Source organism: Sphingopyxis indica, assembly GCF_900188185.1.
In the GTDB taxonomy this organism is placed as follows: Bacteria; Pseudomonadota; Alphaproteobacteria; order Sphingomonadales; family Sphingomonadaceae; genus Sphingopyxis; species Sphingopyxis indica.
On record NZ_FZPA01000005.1, the window covers coordinates 39687 to 51583 of the forward strand.

Annotated in this window: 10 protein-coding genes; 9 read left to right on the forward strand and 1 reads right to left on the reverse strand. The window is 68.0% G+C overall.

Annotated elements, in window-relative coordinates; translation table 11 throughout:
• The first annotated feature begins 83 nt into the window (after positions 1-83).
• From hutI to CHB69_RS08530, 5 genes are all read left to right on the forward strand, one after another.
• Positions 84-1283, forward strand: coding sequence for an imidazolonepropionase (gene hutI, locus CHB69_RS08510; protein WP_089215734.1), 1200 nt, complete (start codon positions 84-86; stop codon positions 1281-1283).
• A complete protein-coding gene (gene hutH, locus CHB69_RS08515) occupies positions 1280-2809 on the forward strand; it encodes a histidine ammonia-lyase (RefSeq protein WP_089215588.1) in 1530 nt (509 codons plus the stop codon). The genes hutI and hutH overlap by 4 nt, the downstream gene beginning before the upstream one ends.
• Positions 2809-3612, forward strand: a complete 804-nt coding sequence (gene hutG, locus CHB69_RS08520; protein ID WP_089215589.1) for an N-formylglutamate deformylase — start codon at positions 2809-2811, stop codon at positions 3610-3612. Before hutH ends, hutG begins: the two co-directional genes overlap by 1 nt.
• Positions 3609-5276 (forward strand): urocanate hydratase, encoded by a 1668-nt coding sequence (hutU, locus tag CHB69_RS08525; protein WP_089215590.1) that lies wholly within the window; start codon positions 3609-3611, stop codon positions 5274-5276. The genes hutG and hutU overlap by 4 nt, the downstream gene beginning before the upstream one ends.
• Before the next feature lie 249 nt (positions 5277-5525).
• Positions 5526-6209, forward strand: a complete 684-nt coding sequence (locus tag CHB69_RS08530; protein ID WP_170935489.1) for a helix-turn-helix domain-containing protein — start codon at positions 5526-5528, stop codon at positions 6207-6209.
• A 4-nt stretch (positions 6210-6213) separates the two neighbouring features.
• Here the strand turns inward: CHB69_RS08530 and CHB69_RS08535 are convergent, their stop codons facing one another.
• Positions 6214-6951 carry a helix-turn-helix domain-containing protein gene (locus tag CHB69_RS08535; protein WP_089215592.1) on the reverse strand — a complete coding sequence of 246 codons (738 nt, stop codon included), beginning with the start codon at positions 6949-6951 and terminating at the stop codon, positions 6214-6216.
• A 103-nt stretch (positions 6952-7054) separates the two neighbouring features.
• On the opposite strand from CHB69_RS08535, the gene CHB69_RS08540 reads away from it, so the two are divergent.
• The 4 genes from CHB69_RS08540 to CHB69_RS08555 all read left to right on the forward strand — a co-directional run bounded on the left by CHB69_RS08540 (position 7055) and on the right by CHB69_RS08555 (position 11875).
• Positions 7055-7972, forward strand: coding sequence for an SDR family NAD(P)-dependent oxidoreductase (locus CHB69_RS08540; protein WP_089215593.1), 918 nt, complete (start codon positions 7055-7057; stop codon positions 7970-7972).
• A gap of 10 nt (positions 7973-7982) precedes the next feature.
• Positions 7983-9152, forward strand: a complete 1170-nt coding sequence (locus tag CHB69_RS08545) for an acyl-CoA dehydrogenase family protein (protein WP_089215594.1) — start codon at positions 7983-7985, stop codon at positions 9150-9152.
• A gap of 149 nt (positions 9153-9301) precedes the next feature.
• Entirely contained in the window at positions 9302-10498 is a 1197-nt protein-coding gene (locus CHB69_RS08550) for a CoA transferase (RefSeq protein ID WP_089215595.1), read from the forward strand.
• 162 nt (positions 10499-10660) lie between these two features.
• Positions 10661-11875: an acetyl-CoA C-acetyltransferase gene (locus CHB69_RS08555; RefSeq protein ID WP_089215596.1), complete on the forward strand. Its 1215-nt coding sequence runs from the start codon at positions 10661-10663 to the stop codon at positions 11873-11875.
• Positions 11876-11897: the final 22 nt, after the last annotated feature.

Genomic DNA, 11897 nt, shown 5'->3' on the forward strand with positions numbered 1-11897 from the left:
GCGGCCTTTCGTGAAGCGGTAATTATGTCTATACATTATTGGCGAAGGATGCAATGATTCCGGCGAAGGGAGATTCGCGCGTGATGCGGTGCGACACATTATGGCGCAAGGCGCGGCTCGCGACGATGGCCGGCGACGGTCCGGGGATCGTCGAGGCGGGGCTGATCGCCGCGAAGGACGGCCGCATCGTCTATGCCGGCCCCGAAGCCGGCGCCCCCGCGCTCGACGCCGCCGAGATCGTCGACTGCGACGGCCGCTGGATCACCCCCGGCCTGATCGACTGCCACACGCATCTGATCCACGCAGGCAATCGCGCGCGCGAATTCGAGCTGCGGCTCGAGGGCGCCTCCTATGAGGATATCGCCCGCGCCGGCGGCGGTATCCTCTCCACGATGAAGGCGACGCGCGCGGCGAGCGAGGACGAGCTGGTCGCCTCCGCCCTCCCCCGCCTCGACGCGCTGATCGCCGAGGGCGTCACCACGGTCGAGATCAAGTCGGGCTATGGCCTCGATACGCCCAGCGAAATCCGGATGCTGCGCGCCGCGCGGCGGCTGGGCGAGGCGCGCGACGTGCGCATCGCCGCGACCTTCCTCGGCGCCCACGCGCTGCCGCCCGAATATGCGGGCGACGCCGACGCCTATGTCGCGCATGTCGCGGACGCGATGCTGCCCGAGGTTGCCCGGCTCGGCCTCGCCGACGCGGTCGATGCCTTTTGCGAGAGCATCGGCTTCAGCGCCGCACAGACCGAACATGTCTTTGAGGCCGCAAAGCGCGCCGGCCTGCCGGTCAAGCTCCATGCCGAGCAATTGTCGAACCAGCATGGCGCGGCGCTCGCGGCGCGCTACGGCGCGCTGTCGGCCGACCATCTCGAATGTCTCGACACCGAGGGGATCGCCGCGATGGCGAGGGCGGGGACGGTCGCGACGCTGCTCCCCGGCGCCTATTATTTCACCCGCGAAACGCAGCTGCCGCCGATCGCGGCGCTCCGTGCGGCGCGCGTCCCGATCGCGCTCGCCACCGACTGCAATCCCGGCACTTCGCCGCTGACTTCGATCCTGCTGGCGATGAACATGGGCGCGACCTTGTTCCGGCTGACCGTCGCCGAATGCCTGATCGGCGTGACGCGAAACGCCGCCGCCGCCCTGGGGCTGGGGAGCAATATCGGCACGCTCGAACCCGGCAAGGCGTGCGACCTTGCGATCTGGGACATCGAGCAGCCCGCAGATCTCGTCTATCGCATGGGGCTGAACCCGCTCCATGCCCGCATCCGGAGTGGTCGATGACCGACATGATCCTGAACCCCGGCGCCGTTTCGCTCGGCCATTGGCGCGCCATCTATCGCGGCGCCGCGCCGCGGCTCGACCCCGCCTGCGCGCCGCGTATCGCCGAAAGTGCCGAGGCCGTGCAGCGCATCCTCGCGCATGGCGCCCCCGTCTATGGCATCAACACCGGCTTCGGGAAGCTCGCGAGCGTGCGGATCGGCGACGCCGACCTCGCGACGCTCCAGCGCAACATCGTGCTCAGCCACGCCGCGGGCACCGGTGAGCCGTCGCCCGTTCCCGTCGTCCGGCTGATGATGGCATTGAAGCTCGCAAGCCTCGCGCAAGGCGCCTCGGGCGTCCGCCCCGAAACCGTCGCGCTGCTCGAAGCGATGCTGGCGAAGGGGCTGACCCCCGTGGTGCCGTCGCAGGGCTCGGTCGGCGCGAGCGGCGACCTCGCGCCGCTGTCGCACATGGCGGCGGCGATGATCGGGGTCGGCGAAATCGAGGTCGCGGGCGAGCGCCTGCCCGCCGCCGACGCGCTGGCGCGCGCCGGGCTCGCCCCGCTCGAACTCGCGGCGAAGGAAGGGCTCGCGCTCCTCAACGGCACGCAATTTTCGGCCGCCAATGCGCTCGCGGCGCTGTTCGAGACCGAAAGCATCTTCCAGGCCGCGCTCGTCACCGGCGCACTCTCGACCGAAGCGGCCAAGGGCTCCGACACGCCCTTCGACGCGCGCATCCACGAATTGCGCCGCCACCGCGGCCAGATCGAGGTCGCGGCGGCGCTGCGCGGCCTGATGGCGGGCTCGGCGATCCGCGCCTCGCACCGCGACGACGACCCGCGCGTGCAGGACCCTTATTGCCTACGCTGTCAGCCGCAGGTGATGGGCGCCGCGCTCGACCTGCTGCGCCAGGCGGCGGCGACGCTCGAAATCGAGGCGAACGGCGTTTCGGACAACCCGCTCATCTTCGCCGAAAGCGACGAAGCGCTGTCGGGCGGCAATTTCCACGCCGAGCCGGTCGCCTTCGCCGCCGACATGATCGCGCTCGCGATCTGCGAAATCGGCTCGATCGCCGAGCGCCGGATCGCGATGCTCGTCGACCCGGCCTTGTCGGGCCTCCCCGCCTTCCTGACCCCGCAGCCGGGGCTCAATTCGGGCTTCATGATCCCGCAGGTCACCGCCGCGGCGCTGGTCAGCGAGAACAAGCAGCGCGCCTATCCGGCCAGCGTCGATTCGATCCCGACCTCGGCCAACCAGGAGGATCATGTGTCGATGGCGGCGCACGGCGCGCGGCGCCTGCTCGCAATGGCCGAAAATGCGAGCGCGGTGATCGGCATCGAGCTGCTCGCCGCGGCGCAGGGCTGCGACTTCCACGCGGGATTGAGCTCCTCGGCGGCGCTCGAAGCGGTGCGCGCCCTGCTGCGTGCCGAGGTGCCGATGCTCGACCACGACCGCCATTTCCACCCCGACATGGAGGCGGCGAACGCGCTCGTCCGGCGCGGCGCGGTGGCGGAGGCGGCGGGGCTGGCGCTGCCGGGAATCGCCTGATGGACTGGCTGCGCATCCATCGCGACGACGCGCCGCTGATCGTCGCCTTCCCGCACGGCGGCACCGGGCTCGCCGGCCGCGAGGACGCCTTTGTCTCGCCATGGCGCGCGCGGCTCGACACCGACTGGTGGATCGAGCCGCTCTATGCTTTCGTCCGCGACCTCGGCGCGACGACGATCGCGACCGACATTTCGCGCAGCGTCATCGACATGAACCGCGACCCGTCGGGCGCCTCGCTCTATCCCGGACAAGCCACGACCGAGCTGTGCCCGACGACGACCTTCGACGGCGACCCGCTCTATGTCGAAGGCACACCGAGCGAAGGCGAGATCGAACAGCGTCGCCGCGCCTTTCACACCCCCTATCACGCCGCGCTCGCCGCCGAGATCGCGCGGTTGAGGGCGCAGCATGGCCGCGTCGTCCTCTACGACGCCCATTCGATCCGCAGCCGCGTGCCGCGCCTGTTCGACGGCGAATTGCCGCAGTTCAATATCGGCACCGATGGCGGCGCGACCTGCGCGCCCGAGCTTGAAGCCGCGGTCGCCGCGATCTGCGCCGCAAGCGGACACAGCCATGTCGTCAACGGCCGCTTCCGCGGCGGCTGGACGACGCGCCACTACGGCCGCCCCGAAACCGGCGTCCACGCGATCCAGATGGAACTCGCGATGCGCGGCTATATGGCCGAGCCCGCGGCCCTCGACGAACATCATTGGCCGAGCCCCCTCGACCCCACCCCCGCGATCGCCCCCGTGCTGCACCAGGTGATCGCCGCCGCGCTCGACTTTGCGAAAGGACACCCATGACCCGTCTCGACAACAGCCGCGTCGTCAAGGCGCCGACCGGCCACCAGCTCAACGCGAAAAGCTGGCTCACCGAAGCGCCGCTCAGGATGCTGATGAACAATCTTCATCCCGACGTCGCCGAGCGGCCCGAGGAACTGGTCGTCTATGGCGGCATCGGCCGCGCCGCGCGCGACTGGGAAAGCTATGACAAGATCGTCGAGACGCTGAAGCGGCTCGAGGGCGACGAAACGCTGCTCGTCCAGTCGGGCAAGCCCGTGGGTGTCTTCCGCACCCACGCCGACGCGCCGCGCGTGCTCATCGCGAACAGCAATCTCGTGCCCAATTGGGCGAATTGGGAACATTTCGGCGAGCTCGATAAGCGCGGGCTCGCGATGTACGGTCAGATGACTGCGGGCTCGTGGATCTACATCGGCACGCAGGGCATCGTGCAGGGCACCTACGAAACCTTCGTCGAGATGGGGCGCCAGCATTATGGCGGCGACCTTTCGGGCAAATGGCTGCTCACCGCCGGATTGGGCGGCATGGGCGGCGCACAGCCGCTCGCGGCGGTGATGGCGGGCGCATCGTGCCTCGCGATCGAATGCCAGCCGAGCCGCATCGAAATGCGCCTGCGCACCGGCTATCTCGACAAGGCCGCGCAGTCGATCGACGAGGCGCTGGCGATCATCGAGCAAAGCTGCGCCGACAGCACGCCGGTGTCGGTCGGCCTGCTCGGCAACGCCGCGGAAATACTGCCCGAACTCTACGCGCGCGGCATTCGCCCCGACCTCCTCACCGACCAGACGAGCGCGCACGATCCGGTGAACGGCTATCTGCCGGTCGGCTGGAGCGTCGCCGAATGGGTCGAAAAGCGCGAAAGCGATCCCGCGGCGGTGGCGAAGGCGGCCAAGGCCTCGATGGCGGTGCATGTTCGCGCGATGCTCGACTTCCAGGCCGCGGGCGTGCCGACCACCGACTATGGCAACAACATCCGCCAGGTCGCGAAGGACGAGGGCGTCGACAATGCGTTCGATTTTCCGGGCTTCGTTCCCGCCTATATCCGCCCGCTCTTCTGCCGCGGCATCGGTCCCTTCCGCTGGGCGGCGCTGTCGGGCGACCCCGAGGACGTCTATCGCACCGACGCCAAGGTGAAGGAGCTGCTGCCCGACAATGCGCATCTCCACCGCTGGCTCGACATGGCGCGCGAGAAGATCAAGTTCCAGGGGCTGCCCGCGCGCATCTGCTGGGTCGGGCTCGGCGACCGCCACCGGCTCGGCCTCGCCTTCAACGAAATGGTGGCGAAAGGCGAACTCAAGGCGCCGGTCGTGATCGGCCGCGACCATCTCGATTCGGGATCGGTCGCCAGCCCCAACCGCGAGACCGAGGCGATGCGCGACGGCAGCGACGCGGTGTCCGACTGGCCGCTGCTCAACGCGCTCCTCAACACCGCGAGCGGCGCGACCTGGGTGTCGCTGCACCACGGCGGCGGGGTCGGCATGGGCTATTCGCAGCACGCCGGCATGGTGATCGTCGCCGACGGCACCGGCGAGGCGGCGAAGCGGCTCGAGCGCGTGCTGTGGAACGACCCCGCGTCGGGGGTGATGCGCCACGCCGACGCCGGCTATGAGATCGCACTCGACTGCGCGCGCGAAAAGGGCCTCGACCTCCCCGCCATCCTCGGCTGAGATCAGGCATCGAGCGGTAAATCCCCACCGCCTCCCCGAGCGAAGACGAGGGGCGACGTGCTCCCCGCAGGCGGGCAGACGACCCCGATGACCTATGAAGCGAACGGCAAGCAATATGTGGTTGTCTATGCCGGGGCCGTCTTTTCATGGAAACGCCCGGCCGGAAATGAGGCCGCCCGCCCGGCGGGCGTTAACCGGTCGGAAACGGGTTGCACCGATGATGGTCCGGCCATGGTTATGCGCGGAACAATGCAGGAAACAGCCGACGGGCAAGCACGCCGGTCGTCGGAACGCTTCACCCTCAACCTTGTCGCCGAGGGCGGCGACGAAAGCGGGGCGGGCTATTCGGTCCTCGTCCACAACCTCTCCGCTTCGGGCATGTTGATCGAAACCGACGCTGCGCTGGCCGTCGGCCGCCGGTTCAGGATCGCGCTTCCCGAAGCCGAACAGGTGGTCGCGACGGTGGTGTGGAACAGCGAGCGGTTGTTCGGCTGCCGCTTCGACGCGCCGCTCGGCCAGTCGGCGTTGAGCGCCACGCGCCTGCGCAATCCGCTGCCGTCCGAATTCGATCCCTCGCGCCTCGCGCTGCGGTCGGGCATCGCTCTGGGCCTGCGGATCAGGGGGCTGCGCGAGGCGCAGGGACTCAGCCTGTCGGCGCTCGCGCGCAAGGCCGGGCTCAGCAAGCCGAGCATCTGGGCGTGGGAAGCCGGGAAATCGGTGCCGCGTCGCAAGAATCTCGACGCGCTCGCCGCGGCGCTCGACGTGCCCGCCGACGACATCACGAACGGCGATGCCGCCGTGCCGCCAACGCCGGGAAGCGCCGACGCCGGCGACCTCGGCAGCCTGCGCGAAGAGATCGACGCGTCGAAGCGGCGCATCGCCCAGGCGGCGGGCGTCCCGCTCGCCAGCGTCAAGATCGCCATCGAACTCTGACGCGCTAGCGGTCGGCGACGAGCGCGGCGCGAAGCTCGACGAGGCCCGCGCCGAGCGTTTCGACCTCCGCCGCGCTCCGCGACCCCGCGACGATCGAGGCCGAAAGGCAAAAGCCCGGCGCGCGCTCGGCGATCCCCGTCGCCGCGGTAACGACGCCGCGATGCGCAAAGCCGTCGTCGATCGCAAAACCGCGCGCGCGCGCGTCGCGTACCTGGCTTTCATATGTTTCGAACGGCAATTCGGCCTGCCAGCGCACGGGTGCGAAGCGGCGGCGTAGCTCGCTCGCATCGACGCCCTGCACCGCCGCCAGAGCGCGCCCCGCAGCGCCGCCGCCGAGCGGCTGGCGCTGATCGTCGGCAAGGCTGAGCCGCATCCCGGCATCGCTTTCGGCGTGCGCCACGAGTTGCATCCGTTCGCGCGACACGACCCGCCACAGCCCGACCGCCGCCTCATTATCCTGTGCAAAGCGCGCCATCAGCGGCTGCGCGCGCTCGGCCAGCCGGGCGGCGGCGTCTTCGCGAAGGAATGTGGCCGCCTGCCACCCTGTCGCGAGCCGGTATTTCCTGGATACAGGATCACGCTCAATCGCGCCTTCGTTCACCAAGGTCTTGAGAAGATTGAGGCAGCTCGACGGGCTGAGGCCGACGATACGGCCGATTTCGGACAGCGACAGCACGCCCGAAACGCCGAGCAGGCGGAGGATCGCGAACGCCTGGGACACGGAGCGGACGGGGCCAGTCATTCATCTCCTCTATTTTCATATATATGAATAATCAATTCTGAATGTTGAAATGATGCGGCAGCCGCCCTATCGCGCTATCGGTTGATTCGACGGGAGAGTGCCCATGGGCAAATGTCTGGACGGCAAGGTCGTTGCGATCACCGGCGCGGGGCGCGGGATCGGGCGCGAGCTGGCGCTGCATTGCGCGGCGCAAGGCGCAGCGGTCGTTGTCAACGACCCCGGCGTCGCGCAAGCGGGCGACGGCGGCGATGCGGCGCCGGCGCAGACGACCGCCGATGAGATTGTCGCGGCGGGCGGCCGGGCGGCCGCCAATTTCGGCAATGTCGCCGATCCGAAGGAAGCGACCTCGATCGTCGAGGATGCGGTCGCGAAATTCGGCCGCATCGACGCAGTGGTCAACAACGCCGGCATCCTGCGCGACACCATCTGGCACAAGATGAGCTATGAGGACTGGAAGAGCGTCATCGAGGTCAACCTCACCGGCGTCTTCAACGTCTCGAAGGCTGCAACGCCCTATTTTCGAGAGCAGCAGTCTGGGAGCTTCATCCACTTCACCTCGACGAGCGGCCTGATCGGCAACGTCGGTCAGGCCAATTATTCGGCCGCAAAGCTCGGCGTCGTCGCGCTGTCGCAGTCGATCGCGCTCGATATGGCGCGCGTCGGGGTGCGCTCGAACTGCATCGCGCCCTTCGCATGGAGCCGCATGACCAGCTCGATCCCGGCGACGACCCCTGCCGAGCAAGAGCGCGTCAAGCGGCTCCAGCAGATGTCGGCTGACAAGATCGCGCCACTCGTCGCCTATCTCGCCTCCGACCTGTCCAAGGACGTGACGAACCAGATCTTCAGCGTGCGCAAGAACGAAATCCTGCTCTTTTCCAAGCCGCGCCCGATCCGCTCGATGACGAAACTCGAAGGCTGGAGCGCCGAGGCGATCGCCGACGAGCTGATCCCCGCCTTCCGCCCCAGCTTCGCACGCGCCGACGAGGTGTCGGCGCACGTCTTCCCCTACGACCCCATCTGAGGAACAGGCCATGAGCAACCCCGGCATGGACGCCGACGTTTTCGACCAGTTCATCGAGCAGCTCGAACGCTATGTGCGCGAACGGCTGCTTCCGGCCGAAAAGGGCATCATCGAAAGCGACGAAATCCCGGCTGACATATTGGCCGAAATGCGCGACATGGGCCTGTTCGGGCTGACGATCCCCGAGGAATATGGCGGCGCCGGGATGAACGTCAGCCAATATATCAAAACAATCCATAGGCTCAGCTATGCGATGCCGGCCTTCCGCTCGATCATCTCGATCAACATCGGCATGTTCACCTCGGCGCTCAAAAATGGCGGCACAGAAGCACAGAAGGCTGAGTGGCTGCCGCGTGTCGCCGCGGGCGAGATCGCCTGCTTCGGGCTGACCGAACCCGGGTCGGGATCGGATTCGGCCGGGCTCCAGACCACCGCGACGCAGACCGACAACGGCTGGGTGCTCAACGGCACCAAGCGCTATATCACCAATTCGCCGTTCGCGAAGGTCGGGCTGATCATGGCGCGGACGAGCAAGGAAAATCTGCCGAAAAACGCGCATGTCTCGGCCTTCGTCGTGCCGATGGACGCCCCCGGCGTCTCGGTCGGCAAGCCGGACAAGAAGATGGGCCAGGCGGGGAGCCACATCGCCGACATCGTGATGGACGACGTCCGCGTCGGCGGCGAGGCGCTGCTCGGCGGCGAGCTCGGCAAGGGCTTTGCCTATGCGATGATGAGCCTCGACAATGGCCGCATGTCGGTCGGCGCCGCCGCGACCGCCTATGCGCGCCGGGCGCTCGACAGCGCCGTGCGCTACGCGACCGAACGCAAGGCGTTCGGCGAGCCCATCGCCAATTTTCAGTTGATCCAGCAGATGCTCGCGCAGAGCGAGATCGACATCTATGCTGCCGAATGCATGATGGCCGACGTCACGCGCCGCGCCGACGCGGGCGAGAATGTCCTGCGCAAAGCCGCGGCGTTCAAGGTATTTGCCAGCGAAATGTGTGGCCGCGTCGTCGACGCCTGCGTTCAGGTCTATGGCGGCGCGGGCTATCTTGCCGAATATGACGCCGAGCGTTTCTTCCGCGACGCGCGCATCTATCGCATCTACGAAGGCACGACGCAGATCCTGCAACTCCAGATCGCGAAGCATATGCTGCGCGAGTTTCATGCAGGTGTCTAAGGGCAACAGTTTCAAAGCCCCTCCCCTTCAGGGGAGGGGTTGGGGTGGGGCCTCGAAGCGTTGCGCAAGGCCGATAAGCCCCACCCCCAACCCCTCCCCTGAAGGGGAGGGGCTTGATCTCATCCTCCTCGTTCGGCGAGGCGGCGCCCATGTATAAGCTCCTCTCCGGCCTCTCCGTCATCGAAGCGTCGTCCTTCGTCGCCTCGCCCACCGCCGGCCTCTATCTCGCACAATTCGGCGCCGAGGTGATCCGCGTCGACCAGATCGGCGGCGGCCCCGATTTCCGGCGCTGGCCGGTGACGGCGGAGAATGACTCGCTCTATTGGGAAAATCTCAACCGCGCGAAAAAGTCGGTCGCGCTCGACCTTGGCCGGCCCGAGGGGCGCGAGCTGTTGCAGGCGCTCGTGCGCGCGACGGGGCAGTTCGTGACCAATTTCCCGGTCGATGGCTTCCTGTCGCACGAGACATTGGCAAAGGAATGCCCCGACCTCGTCACCGTGCGCGTGATGGGCTGGCCCGACGGATCGCCCGCGCTCGACTATACGGTGAACAATGCGGTCGGCTATCCGATGCTCACCGGACCCGGCCCCGAGCCGGTCAACCATGTCCTCCCCGCGTGGGATCTGCTCACGGGTGCCTATGCCGCCTTTGCGCTGCTCGCCGCGATCCAGCGCCGCACCGCGACCGGCGAAGGCGGCGAGGTGCGCCTGCCGCTTTCGGACGTCGCGATCGGCACCGTCGCCAATATGGGCGGCATCGCCGAAATGCTCTATTCGGGTGAAAACCGGCCGCGCCTCGGCAATGCGGTCTATGGGCTGTTCGGGCGCGATTTCACGACGCGCGACGGGGTGCGCACGATGATCGTCGTCGTGACCCCGCGCCAGTGGACCAACCTGATCGCGGCGCTGAAGCTCGGCGACGCGGTCGCGGCGGTCGAGGCGACACGCGGCGTCAGCTTCGCCAAGGACGACGGGTTGCGCTTTCAGCACCGCGACGCGCTCTATCCGCTGTTCGAGCGCGCGATTGCGGCGCGCGACCACGCCGATCTCGCCGCCGCCTTCGACGCGGGCGGGATCGTCCATTCGCCCTATCGCACGATGCTCGACGCCGCGAACGACCCCGCGCTCGTCGCGAACAATCCGATCTTCGGCGCCGCCGATAATCCGAGCGGCTTTGCCTATCCCGCCGCGGGCGCCTTTGCGACGGTGCCGCAGATGGAGCGCCAGCCCCCCCGCCCAGCCCCGCGAAATGGCCAGCACAGCGAGGAGGTACTGGCGGAGCGGCTCGGGCTTGGCTCGGGCGAAATCGCCCGCCTGATCGACGACGGAGTGGTCGGTGCCGGATAAATTGCCCTTTTTCTCTCCGTGTGCCCCCGCGAAGGCGGGGGTCCATCACCGGCGCTCTCGCCGCTCCCTAGCCGTTGGTATGGAACACGAGGGTTGGATGATGGGCCCCCGCCTTCGCGGGGGCACACAAGCTTATGACCTGACAAATGTTGGAGACCCGATATGACCCTGCGCCGCGCCGCCATCGTCGCCCCGATCCGCACCGCCGTCGGCAAGTTCGGCGGCACCCTGTCGCCGCTCACCGCGGGTGAGCTGGGCGCGGTGATCCTGAAAGCCTTGGTCGAGCGCACGAAAATCGACCCGGCGCGCGTCGACGACGTCGTCTTCTCGCAAGGTTACGGCAATGGCGAGGCGCCCGCGATTGGCCACTGGTCGTGGCTCGCCGCCGGCCTGCCGCTCGAGGTCCCCGGATACCAGCTCGACCGCCGCTGCGGGTCGGGGCTGCAGGCGGTCGTCAACGCCGCGATGATGGTGCAGACGGGCATGTCCGATGTCGTCGTCGCGGGCGGTGTCGAATCCATGTCGAATGTCGAGCATTATTCGACCGACATTCGCAAGGGCGTGCGTGCGGGCAATCTGACGCTGCACGACCGGCTGACGCGCGGGCGGCTGATGTCGCAGCCGATCGAACGCTTCGGCGTCATTTCGGGGATGATCGAGACCGCCGAAAATCTCGCGAAGGATTATGGCATCACCCGCGAGGCCGCCGACGCCTATGCGGTGCGCAGCCACCAGCGCGCCGCCGCCGCATGGGACAAGGGATTGTTCAACGACGAACTCGTCCCGGTCAGTGTGCCGCAGCGCAAGGGCGACCCGATCGTCTTCGACCATGACGAGGGCTATCGCGCCGACGCGACGATGGAATCGCTCGGCAAGCTGCGCGCGCTCGAGGGCGGCGTGGTCACTGCGGGCAATGCGAGCCAGCAGAATGACGCCGCCGCGGCGTGCCTCGTCGTCGCCGAGGACAAGCTCGAAGAACTCGGGCTCGAGCCGATCGCCTGGTATCATAGCTCGGCCGCCGCGGGCTGCGACCCGAGCCGGATGGGAATCGGGCCGGTGCCCGCCGTCGAACGGCTGTTCGCACGCAATGGCCTCGGCTGGGGCGACATCGACCTTGTCGAGCTCAACGAGGCTTTCGCGCCGCAGGTGCTCGCGGTGCTCAAGGGGTGGGGCTGGTCCGACGACGACAGCCGGGGCGACATCCTCAACGTCAACGGCTCGGGCATCTCGCTCGGCCATCCGATCGGCGCGACCGGCGGGCGCATCCTTGCCAATCTGACCCGCGAGCTGGTGCGCAGGGACGGTCGCTATGGCCTTGAAACCATGTGCATCGGCGGCGGTCAGGGCATCGCCGCGATCTTCGAGCGCGCGGTTTGAGCAGGTGCGACCGGGCAGCAAT

Excerpts from the sequence above, each read along its gene's own strand:
- hutU (WP_089215590.1), top strand. The coding sequence starts at position 3,609 with ATGACCCGTCTCGACAACAGCCGCGTCGTCAAGGCGCCGACCGGCCAC.
- hutH (WP_089215588.1), top strand. The coding sequence starts at position 1,280 with ATGACCGACATGATCCTGAACCCCGGCGCCGTTTCGCTCGGCCATTGG.
- CHB69_RS08555 (WP_089215596.1), top strand. The coding sequence starts at position 10,661 with ATGACCCTGCGCCGCGCCGCCATCGTCGCCCCGATCCGCACCGCCGTC.
- CHB69_RS08550 (WP_089215595.1), top strand. The coding sequence starts at position 9,302 with ATGTATAAGCTCCTCTCCGGCCTCTCCGTCATCGAAGCGTCGTCCTTC.
- CHB69_RS08545 (WP_089215594.1), top strand. The coding sequence starts at position 7,983 with ATGAGCAACCCCGGCATGGACGCCGACGTTTTCGACCAGTTCATCGAG.
- hutI (WP_089215734.1), top strand. The coding sequence starts at position 84 with ATGCGGTGCGACACATTATGGCGCAAGGCGCGGCTCGCGACGATGGCC.
- CHB69_RS08540 (WP_089215593.1), top strand. The coding sequence starts at position 7,055 with ATGGGCAAATGTCTGGACGGCAAGGTCGTTGCGATCACCGGCGCGGGG.
- CHB69_RS08535 (WP_089215592.1), bottom strand. The coding sequence starts at position 6,951 with ATGACTGGCCCCGTCCGCTCCGTGTCCCAGGCGTTCGCGATCCTCCGC.
- CHB69_RS08530 (WP_170935489.1), top strand. The coding sequence starts at position 5,526 with ATGCAGGAAACAGCCGACGGGCAAGCACGCCGGTCGTCGGAACGCTTC.
- hutG (WP_089215589.1), top strand. The coding sequence starts at position 2,809 with ATGGACTGGCTGCGCATCCATCGCGACGACGCGCCGCTGATCGTCGCC.